General features: G+C 42.4%; 9 protein-coding genes and 1 pseudogene. All 10 read left to right on the top strand.

Annotated features, from left to right (window positions below):
* The first annotated feature begins 10 nt into the window (after positions 1 to 10).
* The 10 genes and pseudogenes from ABE547_RS11035 to ABE547_RS10990 all read left to right on the top strand — a co-directional run bounded on the left by ABE547_RS11035 (position 11) and on the right by ABE547_RS10990 (position 13,821).
* On the top strand, positions 11 to 790 hold the full coding sequence (locus ABE547_RS11035) for a hypothetical protein (protein WP_347378829.1): 780 nt from the start codon (positions 11 to 13) through the stop codon (positions 788 to 790).
* Positions 714 to 1,001: a hypothetical protein gene (locus tag ABE547_RS11030; RefSeq protein ID WP_347378828.1), complete on the top strand. Its 288-nt coding sequence runs from the start codon at positions 714 to 716 to the stop codon at positions 999 to 1,001. The genes ABE547_RS11035 and ABE547_RS11030 overlap by 77 nt, the downstream gene beginning before the upstream one ends.
* Before the next feature lie 308 nt (positions 1,002 to 1,309).
* Positions 1,310 to 1,975 carry a hypothetical protein gene (locus ABE547_RS11025; RefSeq protein WP_347378827.1) on the top strand — a complete coding sequence of 222 codons (666 nt, stop codon included), beginning with the start codon at positions 1,310 to 1,312 and terminating at the stop codon, positions 1,973 to 1,975.
* Positions 1,976 to 2,046: 71 nt separating this feature from the next.
* Entirely contained in the window at positions 2,047 to 3,315 is a 1,269-nt protein-coding gene (locus ABE547_RS11020; RefSeq protein WP_347378826.1) for an SPFH domain-containing protein, read from the top strand.
* A 211-nt stretch (positions 3,316 to 3,526) separates the two neighbouring features.
* A complete protein-coding gene (locus tag ABE547_RS11015) occupies positions 3,527 to 9,211 on the top strand; it encodes a leucine-rich repeat protein (RefSeq protein WP_347378825.1) in 5,685 nt (1,894 codons plus the stop codon).
* A gap of 333 nt (positions 9,212 to 9,544) precedes the next feature.
* Positions 9,545 to 10,147, top strand: coding sequence for a hypothetical protein (locus ABE547_RS11010; RefSeq protein WP_347378824.1), 603 nt, complete (start codon positions 9,545 to 9,547; stop codon positions 10,145 to 10,147).
* Between the two features lie 143 nt (positions 10,148 to 10,290).
* Positions 10,291 to 11,160, top strand: coding sequence for a sulfite exporter TauE/SafE family protein (locus ABE547_RS11005; protein WP_347378823.1), 870 nt, complete (start codon positions 10,291 to 10,293; stop codon positions 11,158 to 11,160).
* Positions 11,161 to 11,362: 202 nt separating this feature from the next.
* Entirely contained in the window at positions 11,363 to 12,232 is an 870-nt protein-coding gene (locus tag ABE547_RS11000; RefSeq protein WP_347378822.1) for a LysR family transcriptional regulator, read from the top strand.
* Between the two features lie 145 nt (positions 12,233 to 12,377).
* Positions 12,378 to 13,064 carry a hypothetical protein gene (locus tag ABE547_RS10995; RefSeq protein ID WP_347378879.1) on the top strand — a complete coding sequence of 229 codons (687 nt, stop codon included), beginning with the start codon at positions 12,378 to 12,380 and terminating at the stop codon, positions 13,062 to 13,064.
* Positions 13,065 to 13,104: 40 nt separating this feature from the next.
* Positions 13,105 to 13,821, top strand: a pseudogene (locus ABE547_RS10990) (hypothetical protein).
* Positions 13,822 to 14,051 lie beyond the last annotated feature (230 nt).

The raw sequence follows: 14,051 nt of genomic DNA, 5'->3' as shown, positions 1-14,051 counted from the left end.
TTCTATCCATGTGCAGGGACTGTCCTATGATGTGGCGTCTGCAGACGGAACCTGCACAGGATATAATATAGACAGCACAACAGAGAATGAGATTATATACACCTGGTATGCGAATACGGAAGGTGTTTTTTTATTTCATGATATGGCAGATGTCTATACGCCCGGAAAACCGGCATTTCGGGAATATACTGTGTTTTTTCACGATGAGCTGGAAATATTGGACAGAGACGGGAATCCTCCTATGGATCACAGAACAGGACTTCCGTCTTCTACAACGGCAATCAGCTATCGCTCTGAACCGATGCGAAACCGGATGCCTCTGTCACACGACCCGGTGGATTCCGGAGAAGATATTTCCATGAGTTCCTGGGTCTATGGAGATCCGGCCCCGCCGATTCTTCGGGCATATGTGGGAGATCCGGCAAAGATCCGGCTGATTCACGGAGGCATCAAAGAAACGCATGTATTCCATCTTCATAACCATCAATGGAGACTGGAGGGAGACAATCCGGTTTCTACAATTATTGATTCGATTACGATCAGTCCGCAGGAGTGTTATACACTGGATATTCTGTATGGAGCGGGCAGCAGGAACGGAGTTATCGGCGATGTGATATTTCATTGCCATCTGTATCCACATTTTCATGAAGGGATGTGGACCTTATGGAGAATCCATGACAGAAGAACCGACACAACTGGAAGAGGCCAATTTTGTGAAGCATGCCTCAGCCGGAGCATTGTATACGGATACTTGTCCCTGTCATACGGCAAAACCGGAAGAGCATTGTGAAACGTCGTGTGAGCACTGTGATCTGCCGGGAGATTGTGACAAAGTCCGTGTATTTGAGATAGCGCTTGTCCAGGCAAGAATTACATATAATCGGTATGGGGATCATGACCCCGACGGACTGATCTTTGTACCGCTTCAGGATGTAGAGCTTCTGAAGTCCGGGAAGTATCAGCCGAAACCACTGATTTTACGTGCTAATGCAGGAGACTAGCTGAAGTTACACTTCATAACATATGGAATCCGGATCAGCCGATTCCCTATTATGATTATCCGAGGGTACCTCTGGACCGGCGGCATAAGCCATCCACAAGAGTTTCACTGAATCCGTAGTTTCTGAAGTATGATCCGGTCTGTGATTCCGGAATTAATGTCGGATACAATTCAAGAGAGCAGACGGTTGGAATCGGTGAGAGCAAACGTTATCTGTGGAAAGCGGACCGGGAATATGGGACCTGTATCCTGCAGTCTTTTGGAGATCTGAGAAACCACCGGTATCATGGACTTTTCGGAGCAGTCATTGTGGAACCGCCGGGGGCATGCTGGTATGAGAATTTTACAAGAAGACGGAATCCATTTGCGGAACAGGCAGTGATCACAGCACCGGGAGAAGAAAGTTTCCGGGAGTATGTACTTTTTATTCAGAACGGAATCCGCCTTCTGGATAAAGAAGGAGAGCTGATACAAACCGCATCGGCAGATGGAGAAGATATGGTGGATGCAGAGGATACGGGTGAAAAAGGATATAACTATCATTCGGAAAGATTTGCCAATCGTCTGGCATATGACAACAGAATCTGGAAGGTATTCAGCAGCAGAGTGCATGGAGATCCGTCAACACCGGTGTGGAAAGGTTATCCGGGAGACAGGGTCATCTTCCGGACGATGATGCCTGCAGATAAGCCAAGAAATGTATCCCTTGTGATCCACGGTCATCTCTGGAAGGAGCAGCCGGATGATTCACTTTCCAGAGAAATTGCGATCCGGGGCGGTATCAGCATTGGAAATCGCTTTGACATGGAGCTGAAAGACGGTGCTTCCTGTCCCGGTGATTATCTGTACCGGTCAGGAAGTTTTGGATGGGATGTGGAATCCGGAATGCGGGGAATCTTCAGGGTCATGAAGCATACATTTGGCTGCAGATGCAGGCAGGTGTGCGGAAAGCTTTTGAATTGTATGAAACGTTAATCACTGTTTGTTTTCGCCAGGAGATATGATAAAATAATGATAACAAAAGAAAAGCACGTAAAGGAGAAAAAATGGGATTAACGAAAATACTGATAGGGGGTCTCGCAGGTGCTGCGGCGGGAAGTATGAGACTGCCTCAGGCAGTTGTCGGAGCGGCCACCGGAACAGCTGCGGATCAGTGGAAAGAGTATTTCTACTGTGATGCATTGTCGGCAGATGTACTCGTGGCAAAAGGCCAGAAACGGATGTCCGGGCGCTTTGCCAATAAGAATGCCGGCGATAATATTATCTCAGACGGGTCTGTGATTGCAGTGAATGAAGGGCAGTGTATGATGGTCGTAGAACAGGGAAAGGTAGTGGATCTATGTTCTGAAGCAGGGGAATATATCTATGACAGAGGAACGGAACCTTCTTTGTTCTGTGGCAATCTTGGGAAAAGTATTGGAGAGATGTTTGATACCTTTGGAAAGAGATTTACCTTTGGCGGAGAAGCACCCATGGATCAGCGCATCTATTATTTTAATATTAAGGAGATTGTCGGAAATAAGTATGGGACACCGTCTCCGATTCCTTTTCGCATTGTAGAACCGAACAGTGGACTGGATATGGATGTATCACTTAGATGTTTTGGAGAATACAGTTATAAAATGGCGAATCCGATCCTGTTCTATAAAAACGTATGTGGCAATGTGGAAACGGTATACTACCGGGAACAGCTGCAGGGACAGTTGAAATCAGAATTTCTGACAGCCCTGCATCCGGCTTTTTCAGAGATATCCAGAAGAGGAATCCGTTACAGTGAACTTCCGGGACATACATTGGAAATCGCAGAAGTCCTGAATGAAGTGTTGTCTGAAAAATGGATGAATACGAGAGGAATTGAGATATCATCTATCGGAGTATCCGGACTCAGGGTTTCAGAGGAGGACGAGGCGATCATTAAAGAGATGCAGAAGAAAGCTGTGTATCGTGAAGCTTCTATGGCGGCTGCTTCCATGGTGGATGCCCGGGTAGAATCTATGAAGGCGGCCGCAGCAAACGAAGGCGCAGGAGCTGTTATGGCCTTTATGGGTATGAATATGGCAGAAAAAGCAGGCAGGGCCGAACCTCTGGGAAGAGCGGAAGAATCCTGTGTCAAAGAGGAGCAGAAAGGCTGGGTCTGTCCGGAATGCGGAACGCCGAATCAAAGGAATTTCTGCATGGAGTGCGGTGCAAAAAGACCGGTGGCAGTCCACAGGTGCCGGTGTAATGCCTGTGGATGGGAACCGGAAGATCCAGAAAGACTGCCGAAATTCTGTCCGGAATGCGGAGATCCATTTGATGAAAATGATGTAAAATAATTATAACATGATTGGTTATCCGTGAAAGTGAGTGGAAGTTCAAAGACATATTACTGGGTCCAGATGTTTGGATATAAGTAGGGATATATAGACGGAATAAATAAATGCAGTGAAAATATAAAAAATATCGATTATGCCTGATCAGGTTTCAGCGGTAGAATAGTAATATCATTATAAAATGGTAGGACTATGTGAACAGGAGGTAAAAAAGTTGAAAAAAACGAGAAAAAGACTTCTTGCGTTACTGCTGAGCCTGATCATGCTTTTGTCCTGTGCAAGTACGGCTTTTGCCGCAGACATTGATACACAGAGTGCAGATGCAGTCAATGCTCAGGAAGTAACAACGGAAGAAGAAAAGGATTCTTCTGCAGCAGAAGGGGATGCTGCAGTAGATAAAAACGCTGCAGATGAGGAAGCCGTGACAGAAGAAACTGTCCGGGAAGAGCAATCTGCAGCGGAAGAAGTACAGGAAGAACAGGAAGCAGAAGTTCTTGCTGAGGAAGAGGCACAGGAAGAGATTGATGCCTCTGTCTGGACATCCGAAGACTTTACATATGTAAGCTATGAAAAGTTATTATACGGATGTGACTATACCAGAGAAATCACGATTAAAGGGGCAGCAATTTCAGGATTTTCAGAATCCGGAGAAGCAAAGCTTGCCCTGAATACGGATCTGGTGATTCCGTCTGTAGACGACGAAGGGGACATGATCGTCGGAGTCGCAGAAAGTGCATTTAAGAACAAAGGTCTTACGTCTGTAAAATTCCCATCCGGAATGATGGTGGATTATGATGATACCGTAACCAATATCGTTACAAAACGTGGTAATTTCATCATTGCAGAGAATGCATTTGCAGGAAATTATCTTACATCCGTTACGTTGCCGGAGGGAGTGATCGCAGTCCTTCCGTCTGCATTTAATAACAATCAGATTCAGACGGTAAAATTGCCTAAGACCATCTGGTGGATTGAGACCATGGCGTTTGCAAGTAACCGGATTACGACGGTTAATTTTCCGACAACCTGTGATTTCCGGCTTGAAATGCACGGCCTTGCTTTTGCAAAAAACTTTATCACGTCCGTAAGACTTCCGGATTATACCGAGGTTGTCAATAAAGATGTGTTTGCATGGAATACGGGCAAGGAACCGATTGCAGAAGATGCGAAGAATACTTACAAAACATATGCTGTTGATGGTGTCACATATGACGCCGGTGTAGTCTACATGTATACAGATAATGCAGATCTTGCCAATAAAGACCGCATTCATCATACAGAAAAGGCAACTGCGGCTCAGCTGTCCTATGTACAGAAACTGATCGTTAATGACGGAACGGAGGAAACGCAGAATCCGGATCTTCCATGGAATGTGAACGATTTTGTGATCGAAGGAACCGTAATCACGGGGCTTTCTGATTCCGGTATCGCAAAAAGAGCTGTGAACAAAGATCTGGTACTTCCGGATATGAATAAAGACGGAGAGTATATTACAGAGATTGCGGCAGCAGCAGCCGGCGGTTATGGTCTGTTCGGAGCGGAAGGTGAGGGATTTGATTCGGTATATCTTCCGAGTGAACTGGAAGTCATCGGTAATTTTGCATTTCAGAATAACGGACTTGAAGAAGTGACATTCCCGGATAGTCTGACTACGATTGGAAATGTGGCATTCCAGACGAATAATCTTACAAGTGTTGTACTGCCGGATTCTGTGACATCTCTCGGGTCCGGAGCATTTGCGACCAATCCGAAGCTGGAGCGGATCATCCTTTCGAAAGGTCTGACTGCGATTCCGGCATCTGCATTTGGCTGCAGCGATGCGGATAACTGGATGGAGAACCTGACAAGTATCGAGATCCCGGAAGGTGTTACCAGTATCGGAAGCCGTGCATTCTCAGGAAATAATTTCAGTGAGATCAATATTCCTTCCACGGTAAAGGATATTGGATCTTATGCTTTCTCAACCAAGAATTATCTTACAACTCCTTGTACGGTAACCTTGTATGAAGGACTGGAAACCATCGGAGCAGATGCGTTCAGAAATAAGGTGATTACAGAGATCACACTGCCAACTACCGTAACCAAGATCAATAAGAATACATTCCGGAAAGAGTATTCGGACGGCACAGAGGCGACCGTTACGAAAGTATACGTATCTTCGCAGTCTCAATATGAGGATACCAAGAACTTCCCGGATTCCGATTATCATGAGATCTATCTGACGGATGCATCCGTATGGACGACGAAAGACTTTACATATGGAGAGCAGGGCTTTGCACTTTACCCGGCGGCAGAGTACTCTTCCACAGCAAACTTTCATGTATGGGTAGTGACAGGATTCTCTGAAGAAGGGGAAAAGAAGATTGCAGAGAATACCGAAGTTGTCATTCCATCGGAAGATACGGATGGAAAGAAAGTACAGGGAATCGGAGACAGTGCTTTCAAGAGCAGAGGAATCACATCTCTGACACTTCCGGAAAATGTAAAGGCTGCGTATGATGATTCTACATGGGAAACGACCGGCAAAGGGCTTACGGAAAGAGGAGACTTTTTCATCGGATCAAGTGCATTCCAGAAAAACAGTCTGACAGAGCTTGAACTGCCGGATGGCGTGATCTATGTTGGAGGAAATGCATTTAATACCAATCAGCTGACGACTGTGAAACTGCCGAAATCCATTATGATGGTAGGAAACGGCGCATTTGGAAAGAACAGTATCTCCTCTCTGGAATTTCCGGCAGAGACAGACTTTGCCTTCCAGGCAGACAACATGGCTTTCGCAGTCAACAGTATCAAAGCAGTTCAGATTCCTGCAAATACAGAAAAGTTACACAAATGGGCATTCCTTCAGAATACAGGAATGGAAGAGATCACCGAGGGAACTTCTGCTGAGAAAAAAGGCGGACTCGTATATCTGTATCTGAATGCGAAGTCAGCAGGGGATTATGTGGATTATAAGACCAAAGGAACCTCTAACGTACAGGAAATCATCTTTGGAACGATTCCGGATGAACAGGCTCCATGGAATGTGAATGATTATACGTACGACGAAGCCGGAACTACGATCACAGGTCTTTCTGATGCGGGAAAAGCAAAGATCAAGGTAAATCCTGCACTGGTACTTCCAAAAGCAGGTCCGACGGGTGAGGCGATCACAGCGCTGGGCGACGGAACGAATTTGACGGGTATCTTTGTCTATACAGAAGAAGACAAGAATTATACACCGGAAAGCGTATTGCTTCCAAAGACTCTTACAAAGATTGGAAAATGGACTTTTGCGTTAAATCCAAGTCTCACTTATGAAGCAGAGATGACATCGATCGTTCTTCCAAATGGACTTTTGGAGATCGGACAGACAGCATTCCAGAATTCCAGATTGACGTCTGTATCCATTCCGGACAGTGTGACGACCATGGGAAGCGGAACATTTACAGGAAGCGGCGCGTTAACAAGCGTGAAGCTTTCCGAAAATGTGACGGATATTCCACAGTCCGCATTTAATGCAGGAACGGTTACAGATATGAAACTGGAAACGCTTGTGATTCCGGAAGGTGTGAAGACCATTGGAAATCTTGCGTTTACAGGAACACATGTGGAGAACCTGACACTTCCGGATACACTTACATCCATTGGAAATACCGCATTCCAGAATCATCAGCTGACAGAAGTTGAGATTCCAGGAAGTGTGCAGACGATCGGAACTTCTGCATTTAAGATTACGCAGACCGGACTGGAAAAATCACTTACGAGCGTTACTTTACATGAAGGGCTTGTGACAATCGGTAAGGAAGCATTTATGGGAAATCAGATCTCAGAGATAGAACTTCCGGGTACGGTTGTGTTATCCGCAACCAATAAAGCTGCAGACTGTATCTTTGGAAATGCGAAGACTCCTGCAGATCCGATTGTTGTATTAAAAACATCTGATAAAGAGACGGTAGAGATCTGCAATACAGAATTTGCGAATAATTATTCTCATATTGTGGTATATGATAAGATGGTAGGTACCGGCTGGACAGAAGACGACTTTACATATGATGAGGAGACCGCAACGATTACCGGCTGGTCCGAAAGCGGACAGGCAAAACGAACGACGTTAAGAGAACTGGTTCTTCCGGATCAGACACCGGATGGTAAGGATATCACTGCAATTGGGGATGGCGCGTTCAAGATCCCGGATGAGGAAGTTATTATTACAAAATTTGGCATTGATTCTCCAAACGGAATGATATCTGTAAATCTTCCGGAACATGTGACTGTGATCGGAAAAGAGGCATTCTCACAGAATGCACTTACAGAAGTGGATCTGACCGGAGTGACATCGATCGGAGAAAGTGCTTTCTATGGAAATGATCTTGTAAAAGTGGAACTTCCGGATACCGTAACAGAACTCGGAGGAGGAGCATTTGCAACCAATGATATTACAGAACTGAAGCTTTCCGCAGGTGTTACCGTGATTCCACAGGGTGCATTCTCCATGAATATCCGATTAGAGAATGTCACGATTCCGGATACTGTAACTGAGATCGGTGCGACGGCGTTTGCCGGAGCAAGGCTGACTTCACTGATGATTCCGGAATCCGTAACTAAGATTGGGGAAAAGGCATTCCACTTACATCACCTGACTGAACTTACGATTCCCGGTAATGTAAAAGAAATCGGGGAATCCGCATTTGAGGGAACTTATAAAGCCACGACACTTTCAAAACTTGTGATTGAAGAAGGTGTGGAATCTATTGGCAAGTATGCGTTCAAAGAGGCACTGCTGGAAACAGTTCATTTCCCGAACAGTATCCGGATCGTAGGAGAGAAGCCGTTCCTGAATAATATGGGCAAAGACGGATCTCATGTGGTAGAGGTTACAACCAGTAATCCTGCACATACAAGCTTTACGGATGACACTTATGTGATCAGGCTTGTCGGAGGATGGCAGCATGACAGCAAGGGATGGTGGTACCGCAACGCGGATGGAACCTATCCGAAGAGCTGCTGGAAACTGATCGACGGTGACTATTATTACTTCAATGCAAGTGGATATCGCGTAGAGAACAAATGGCAAGGTGATTACTATCTGGGATCTGACGGAAAGATGGTAACAAATGCATGGGTAGGCGACTATCATGTAGATGCAAACGGCAAATATCAGAAAGGCTGGATCAAGCTGGAAGAAGGCTGGTATTATCTTGGAACAACCGGAAAAGTACAGACCGGCTGGTATCAGTGGAAAAATGTGTGGTATTACGGAGATCCGAAATCAGAAAACAAGGGTCTGATGGCAACAGGACTTCGTGAGATCGGAACCAAAACGTATTACTTCAGCGCATCCGGAGCAATGCAGACCGGCTGGCAGGTCATCGATGGAAGTGATTATTACTTTGCATCCAGCGGGGCAATGGTTAAGAATGCATGGGCAGGCAGTTATTATCTCGGAGAAGACGGAAAGATAGTAACGAATGCGTGGATCGGTGATTACTATGTAGGAGAAACCGGCAAATATCAGAAGGGCTGGTTGAAACTGGTCGACGAGGACGGTTATACTAACTGGTATTACCTTGGGACAACCGGAAAAGTACAGACCGGCTGGTATAAAGTTAAGGGTATCTGGTATTACGGCATGCCGGATTCAGATCCAAAAGGAAAGATGAAGACCGGCTGGCTGAAACTTGGAGGAAAGACTTATTATTTTGATGAATCCGGAGCAATGCAGATCGGCTGGACACGGGTACATGTTGAGTTATATTATTTCGATTCGAATGGAGCCAGAGTTCAAAATGCATGGGTAGGAGACTACTACTTGAAAGAAGATGGAACAGTTGCTCGAGATGAATGGGTAGACGGCGGAAAGTACTATGTGGATGCATCAGGTAAATGGGTGCCGGGAGCTACGAAAACAGAATAGAAGAAAGAGAAGCAGGTTTATAGGGCCTGCTTCTTTGTATGGAAAGAACTGGAGGGATCGATAGAATAGATTCCGGAAAACGGCAGTACAGATATTGAGAAGTCTGTTTGTTTGTGATAAGATTTTACTGGTTTATGATATTCATATACTCAATAATATCAACAAAGAAAACCAGAAGGGAAGGAAATGCATATTGCATGAGCAGAAATGAAGATATGTCCTGTATGTAATAAAAGATATGAAAAAGGTTCTTATTGTACACAGTGTGGGGCACAGTTAGTCGATCAGCAGGATTGCAGTGGCGCTTCGAATGCGAAAGAGAAAGAATCTTACATGAAAAATAACACAAGTAAGTTAAAAAAGCCATCAAGGACAGAATTTGTTATCATCTTTTTGGGGGGTCTGATTAGTTGTGCGCTTGTGGCCGGTTTGATTGTGGCTCATTTTAATAACAAGAAAGAAGAGTCTGAGTATTTGAGTGAAATACAAGAAGAAAAGGAAGCTAAAAAGGAAGCGGATAAGGATGCAGAGAAGGAAGTAGAAAAAGAAGTAGAAGAGGAGATCATCAGCAACGATGATGAACCAGCTTCTTCTGATCTGACAGAGGAAGAGAATCATGCATTTGATAATCTGGATGTGGAAGCGGAAGTGGAACAAATTCGTTCGTGGTATTATTCTCCAACCGAAAGTGACGAAAAATTTGTTTTAAATAATGGAACCGACGGATGGAACTATTCACGAGAATACTATTTCCATGATGGAGTATTGTATTTTGCATTCGTCTTTAATGGGACGGAAGAACATCGATTATATTTTAAAGACGGTGTCATGATCAGATATATTGATGAGAATAAGAATGTATATGATTATGGAAATACAAGCCAGTTTTATGACTGGGAAAGCAGAGTGTTGCAGGAATCAGAACAATTTTATTAAAACCTCTTATAGTTAAAATGTAATAACTCATATATAGATATAGGTATTAGAATATATGATTCTCCTGTTATATGATAGTAACGGTGAATAAATATTTACTACAATATTATTATGGGTGTCATTATAATTTTAGGAGTTTTCAAATGAATATCGCAAAAATCTTATTGCTTGCACTGGGGATTATGACTGTTGTTTATATGGTTTATCTTGTGCGAGACGTGGCAACACACAAAGAAGAACATCTGCCAATGAAAACAGTCCCTGTTCTTCTGATCGGGCTTCTTGCCAACTTTTTTGATACACTTGGCATCGGAAGCTTTGCAACATCAACAACAGCATTTAAATTTACAAAGTCTTGTGAAGATGATCTTATTCCGGGGACGATGAACGTCTCATATGCTGTTCCGATTGCTGTAGAGGCATTTGTTTTTATTCAGAGAGTGGAGATTGATCCGCTTACGTTAGTTCTTATGATTGTTGCATCTATTGTTGGGGCAGTAGTTGGAGCATCTGTTATTTCAAAATGGGATATTAACAAAGTGCGAGTTGCACTTGGGTTTGCAATGATTGCACTTGGAATTATTATGATCTGCAAATTAATTGGATTTGGTCCATTTGGAATTGTTGGAACAGCGAACATTCTCAGAGGACCGAAACTTGTGATAGGAGTTGTTGCTAATTTTGTACTTGGCGCTCTTATGATGGTTGGAGTCGGTTTGTATGCACCATGTATGGCATTATGTCTCCTTTTGGGATTAAGCGCGGATATGGCATTCCCGATTATGATGGGATCTTGTGCATTTCTCATGCCGCCAGGAAGTATTCCATTCATTCGTGCCGGAAAATATCACAGACGAGCAGCATTGCCGCTTATTATTTCGGGTGTAATTGGTGTTTTAATTGCATGTTTTGTCATTACATCTTTGCCTTTAACTGTTCTGACATGGATAGTGGTAATTGTAATGTTTATATGTTCCGGCATCTTTTTCCATGATGCAAAAAAGGGAAAGTAATAGTTTGAGTTATTTTAGAAAAAGAGAGTTAAGGTATCTGACAGGAATGAGATATCTTAAGTCTCTTTTTTATTTGCATATAATATTTATTTGTTATAGTTAAAATAATATAATTTATATATAAATATATGTATTTGAATATATTGTGCTGCTGCTATATGATGGATGCAGTGAAAAAATCATTTTATGCAGGTGGGGAAAAATGAGTCTATGGAAATACAAATACTTTGTTGATGTTGTAGAATGTAAAAGTTTTACGAAAGCAGGGAAAAAGAATTATGTGTCTCAGACAGCTATCAGCCAACAGATTGCAGACTTGGAAAAGAAGATTGGAGGAAAGCTTCTTTACCGAGATGGGGGAGTTTTGATGTTGACAGATCTGGGAGATATTGTGTACGAGAGAGCAAAAGAAATGCTGCTCATTCAGTCACAGTTAGAAAAAGATGTAGAACGGTGTAAAGAAAAATATATTATTAAAATAGGGATTGATAATTCCATTAATAAACTTTTCTGGAGAAAGATGCAGGAAATGCTGGATATATATTATACAGAAGAAGACTTTCGATTCAGTAAGATTGATTGTGCTATAGGAACTGCTCTTTTGCAGGATGGGTCTATAGATATGTATATTGGTTATGGGCTGGATGAAAAATGTCAGAGAAAAAACATAGATAGTATTGCAGTTAGTAGCCATAATATCGGAGTATATGTAGGAAAAGAATCTACGTTACAAAAAGAGTCCAAAATTACAATTCAAAATCTGGATGGTTATAAAAGATATGGGACAAAAATGTATCCTTGCAGTATTATTGAAAACAGAAGTTTGGAGTTTTGGGAGACATGTGGCGATGTAACTTATGTGGATAATGTGGAGACTATGAAACTGAAAGTGGATTTCAATGATGGATATGCATTTGTTGACAGTTATTTTTTTTCGGAATGCAGTGGGATAATTTATGAAATTGAAGACATTGATATGCCACAGTCGATACAAGTATTCTATAGAAAAGATCCAACAAAAAAGAAGATGTATGATGTGTTATCTAGAATAAAAGATATTATGAAGAATTAGAAAAAATGCCGGTTGAAGTCATTTGAACAACCGGCAGTTTTGCGCTTTCGAACATAAATTATACTTATTGGTTATTAGTTTTTCTTGTTTGAGTTTGTGACATATCAATAATAAAATTTAATTCAGAGAATTATTTTGAAAGAAAATCACAAAAGAAAAGGAGAGAGAAACACATGGGAGAAAACACAGAAAAGAAAAACACCCGAAAGGATTTTATGTATGTAATTTAACGTTTACATTTGAAAGACTTGCATACTATGGCTCAAAACCGATCCTTTTATTATTCCTCATTACGGTAGCTGCCGAAGGCGGTCTGGGAATTGATGCAGGAAAAGCTGCAATTATCGCTGCAAATCTGACGGCATATACGTATCTTGCACCGATTATTGGAGGTTATATTTGCGACCATTGGCTGGGAGCACGATATGCAATTCCTCTTGGGGCAATTATTATGGGAATGGGATATTTAATTGGATGGAAGGCTTCGAATGCGTCAATGGTAAGCTTTATGGTTATTATCATTGCGATTGGTACTGGTTTCTTTAAAGGAAATCTGTCCGCACTTCAAGGACGTATGTATGAGGATAAGTCTATGCTGGATTCGGCATTTTCTATTCAGTATTCTTTTGTGAATGTCGGACTTGTACCGAATATTTCTCCGGTTCGTGGCGGAACAGATGGGGCAAGACTCAGTTTTAAAGGATTGCCATGTCCGAACCTCGGAACCGGTGGTTATGCATATCACGGACCATATGAGCATATTACAGTTGAAGCAATGGATCTTGTGGTAAAGATTACAAAGGATATTCTTAAGCTTTATGCAGATGCATAACAGGATATCGTAAACACAAGATATGAAAGAGGAAAAGGATATGTCAGATTCAAAAAAGATAAAATGGACAGCTCTGGCTATGATGGGATTTTCCACAGTATGGGGATTTGGAAATGTTCTGAATGGATTTATCTATTTTGCCTGTCATATTACTTATATCGCAAGCAAGGGTAGTGGAAGTCTTAAGGCACTTAGCTGGATGGTATTTCGCAATGCGAAAACTTATGATTCATTTCCGACACTCTATGTACAATTAGCGTCACTCGCAGTATTCTTAATTGGCTGTTTTATTGCAAGCAGAGGATTAAATCCGCTGAAGAAACTGCTGTCATTGGCAGGGACATGCTAATACCGAACTTTAATGTTGCGTATTTCACATCCTTATCGATTCTGGTTTTTGCAGTTGGCGGATGTGAGAAAATATCTCCATATGTTAATAAAGTGGAAAATCCGAGTAAGGGGTTCCCGAAAGGTATGATTGCAATGGCAGTTATGGGTGTTTGTGGCTTATCTGGCGCTTAGAAAAGCATTTGACAGAATTCCTGCGGAATATCATTTTGTTCAGAATCAGAAAGTAGCCAAATTCTTTGTAGGATGGTGTTTTGCAGTCACAGCAGTATGCTGTTTCCTGGGTATGTACAGTGATGATCTGTTTACTTTTGCCTTGAATGTGATTACACCGGTTGTCCTTACTGCGCTTGGAGTTTTAATGCCACAGATCGCAAAGAAAGAAAACCAGAAAGAAAATATTCAATAAGAGGAAACTATAATGTGTGAAAATATGATAACGGATTTGTTTGATTTTATCAAAAAGAGTCCGACCGCATTTCATGCAGTGAATGCGATCTCTTCCATTCTTGGAGAGTATAATGGTCTCATAAATTAAGACACTTTTTCGGACAGATTTTAATGAATCTGATATACTAAAATCAGTATGAAAGAGAGGATTCATTATCATGTCCAGACAGAGAAGAAATTTTAGTGCCA

The sequence above is a fragment of the Dorea sp. YH-dor226 genome, from assembly GCF_039832105.1.
In the GTDB taxonomy this organism is placed as follows: domain Bacteria; phylum Bacillota; class Clostridia; order Lachnospirales; family Lachnospiraceae; genus Dorea_A.
This window is presented reverse-complemented; position numbering and strand designations above follow the sequence as displayed.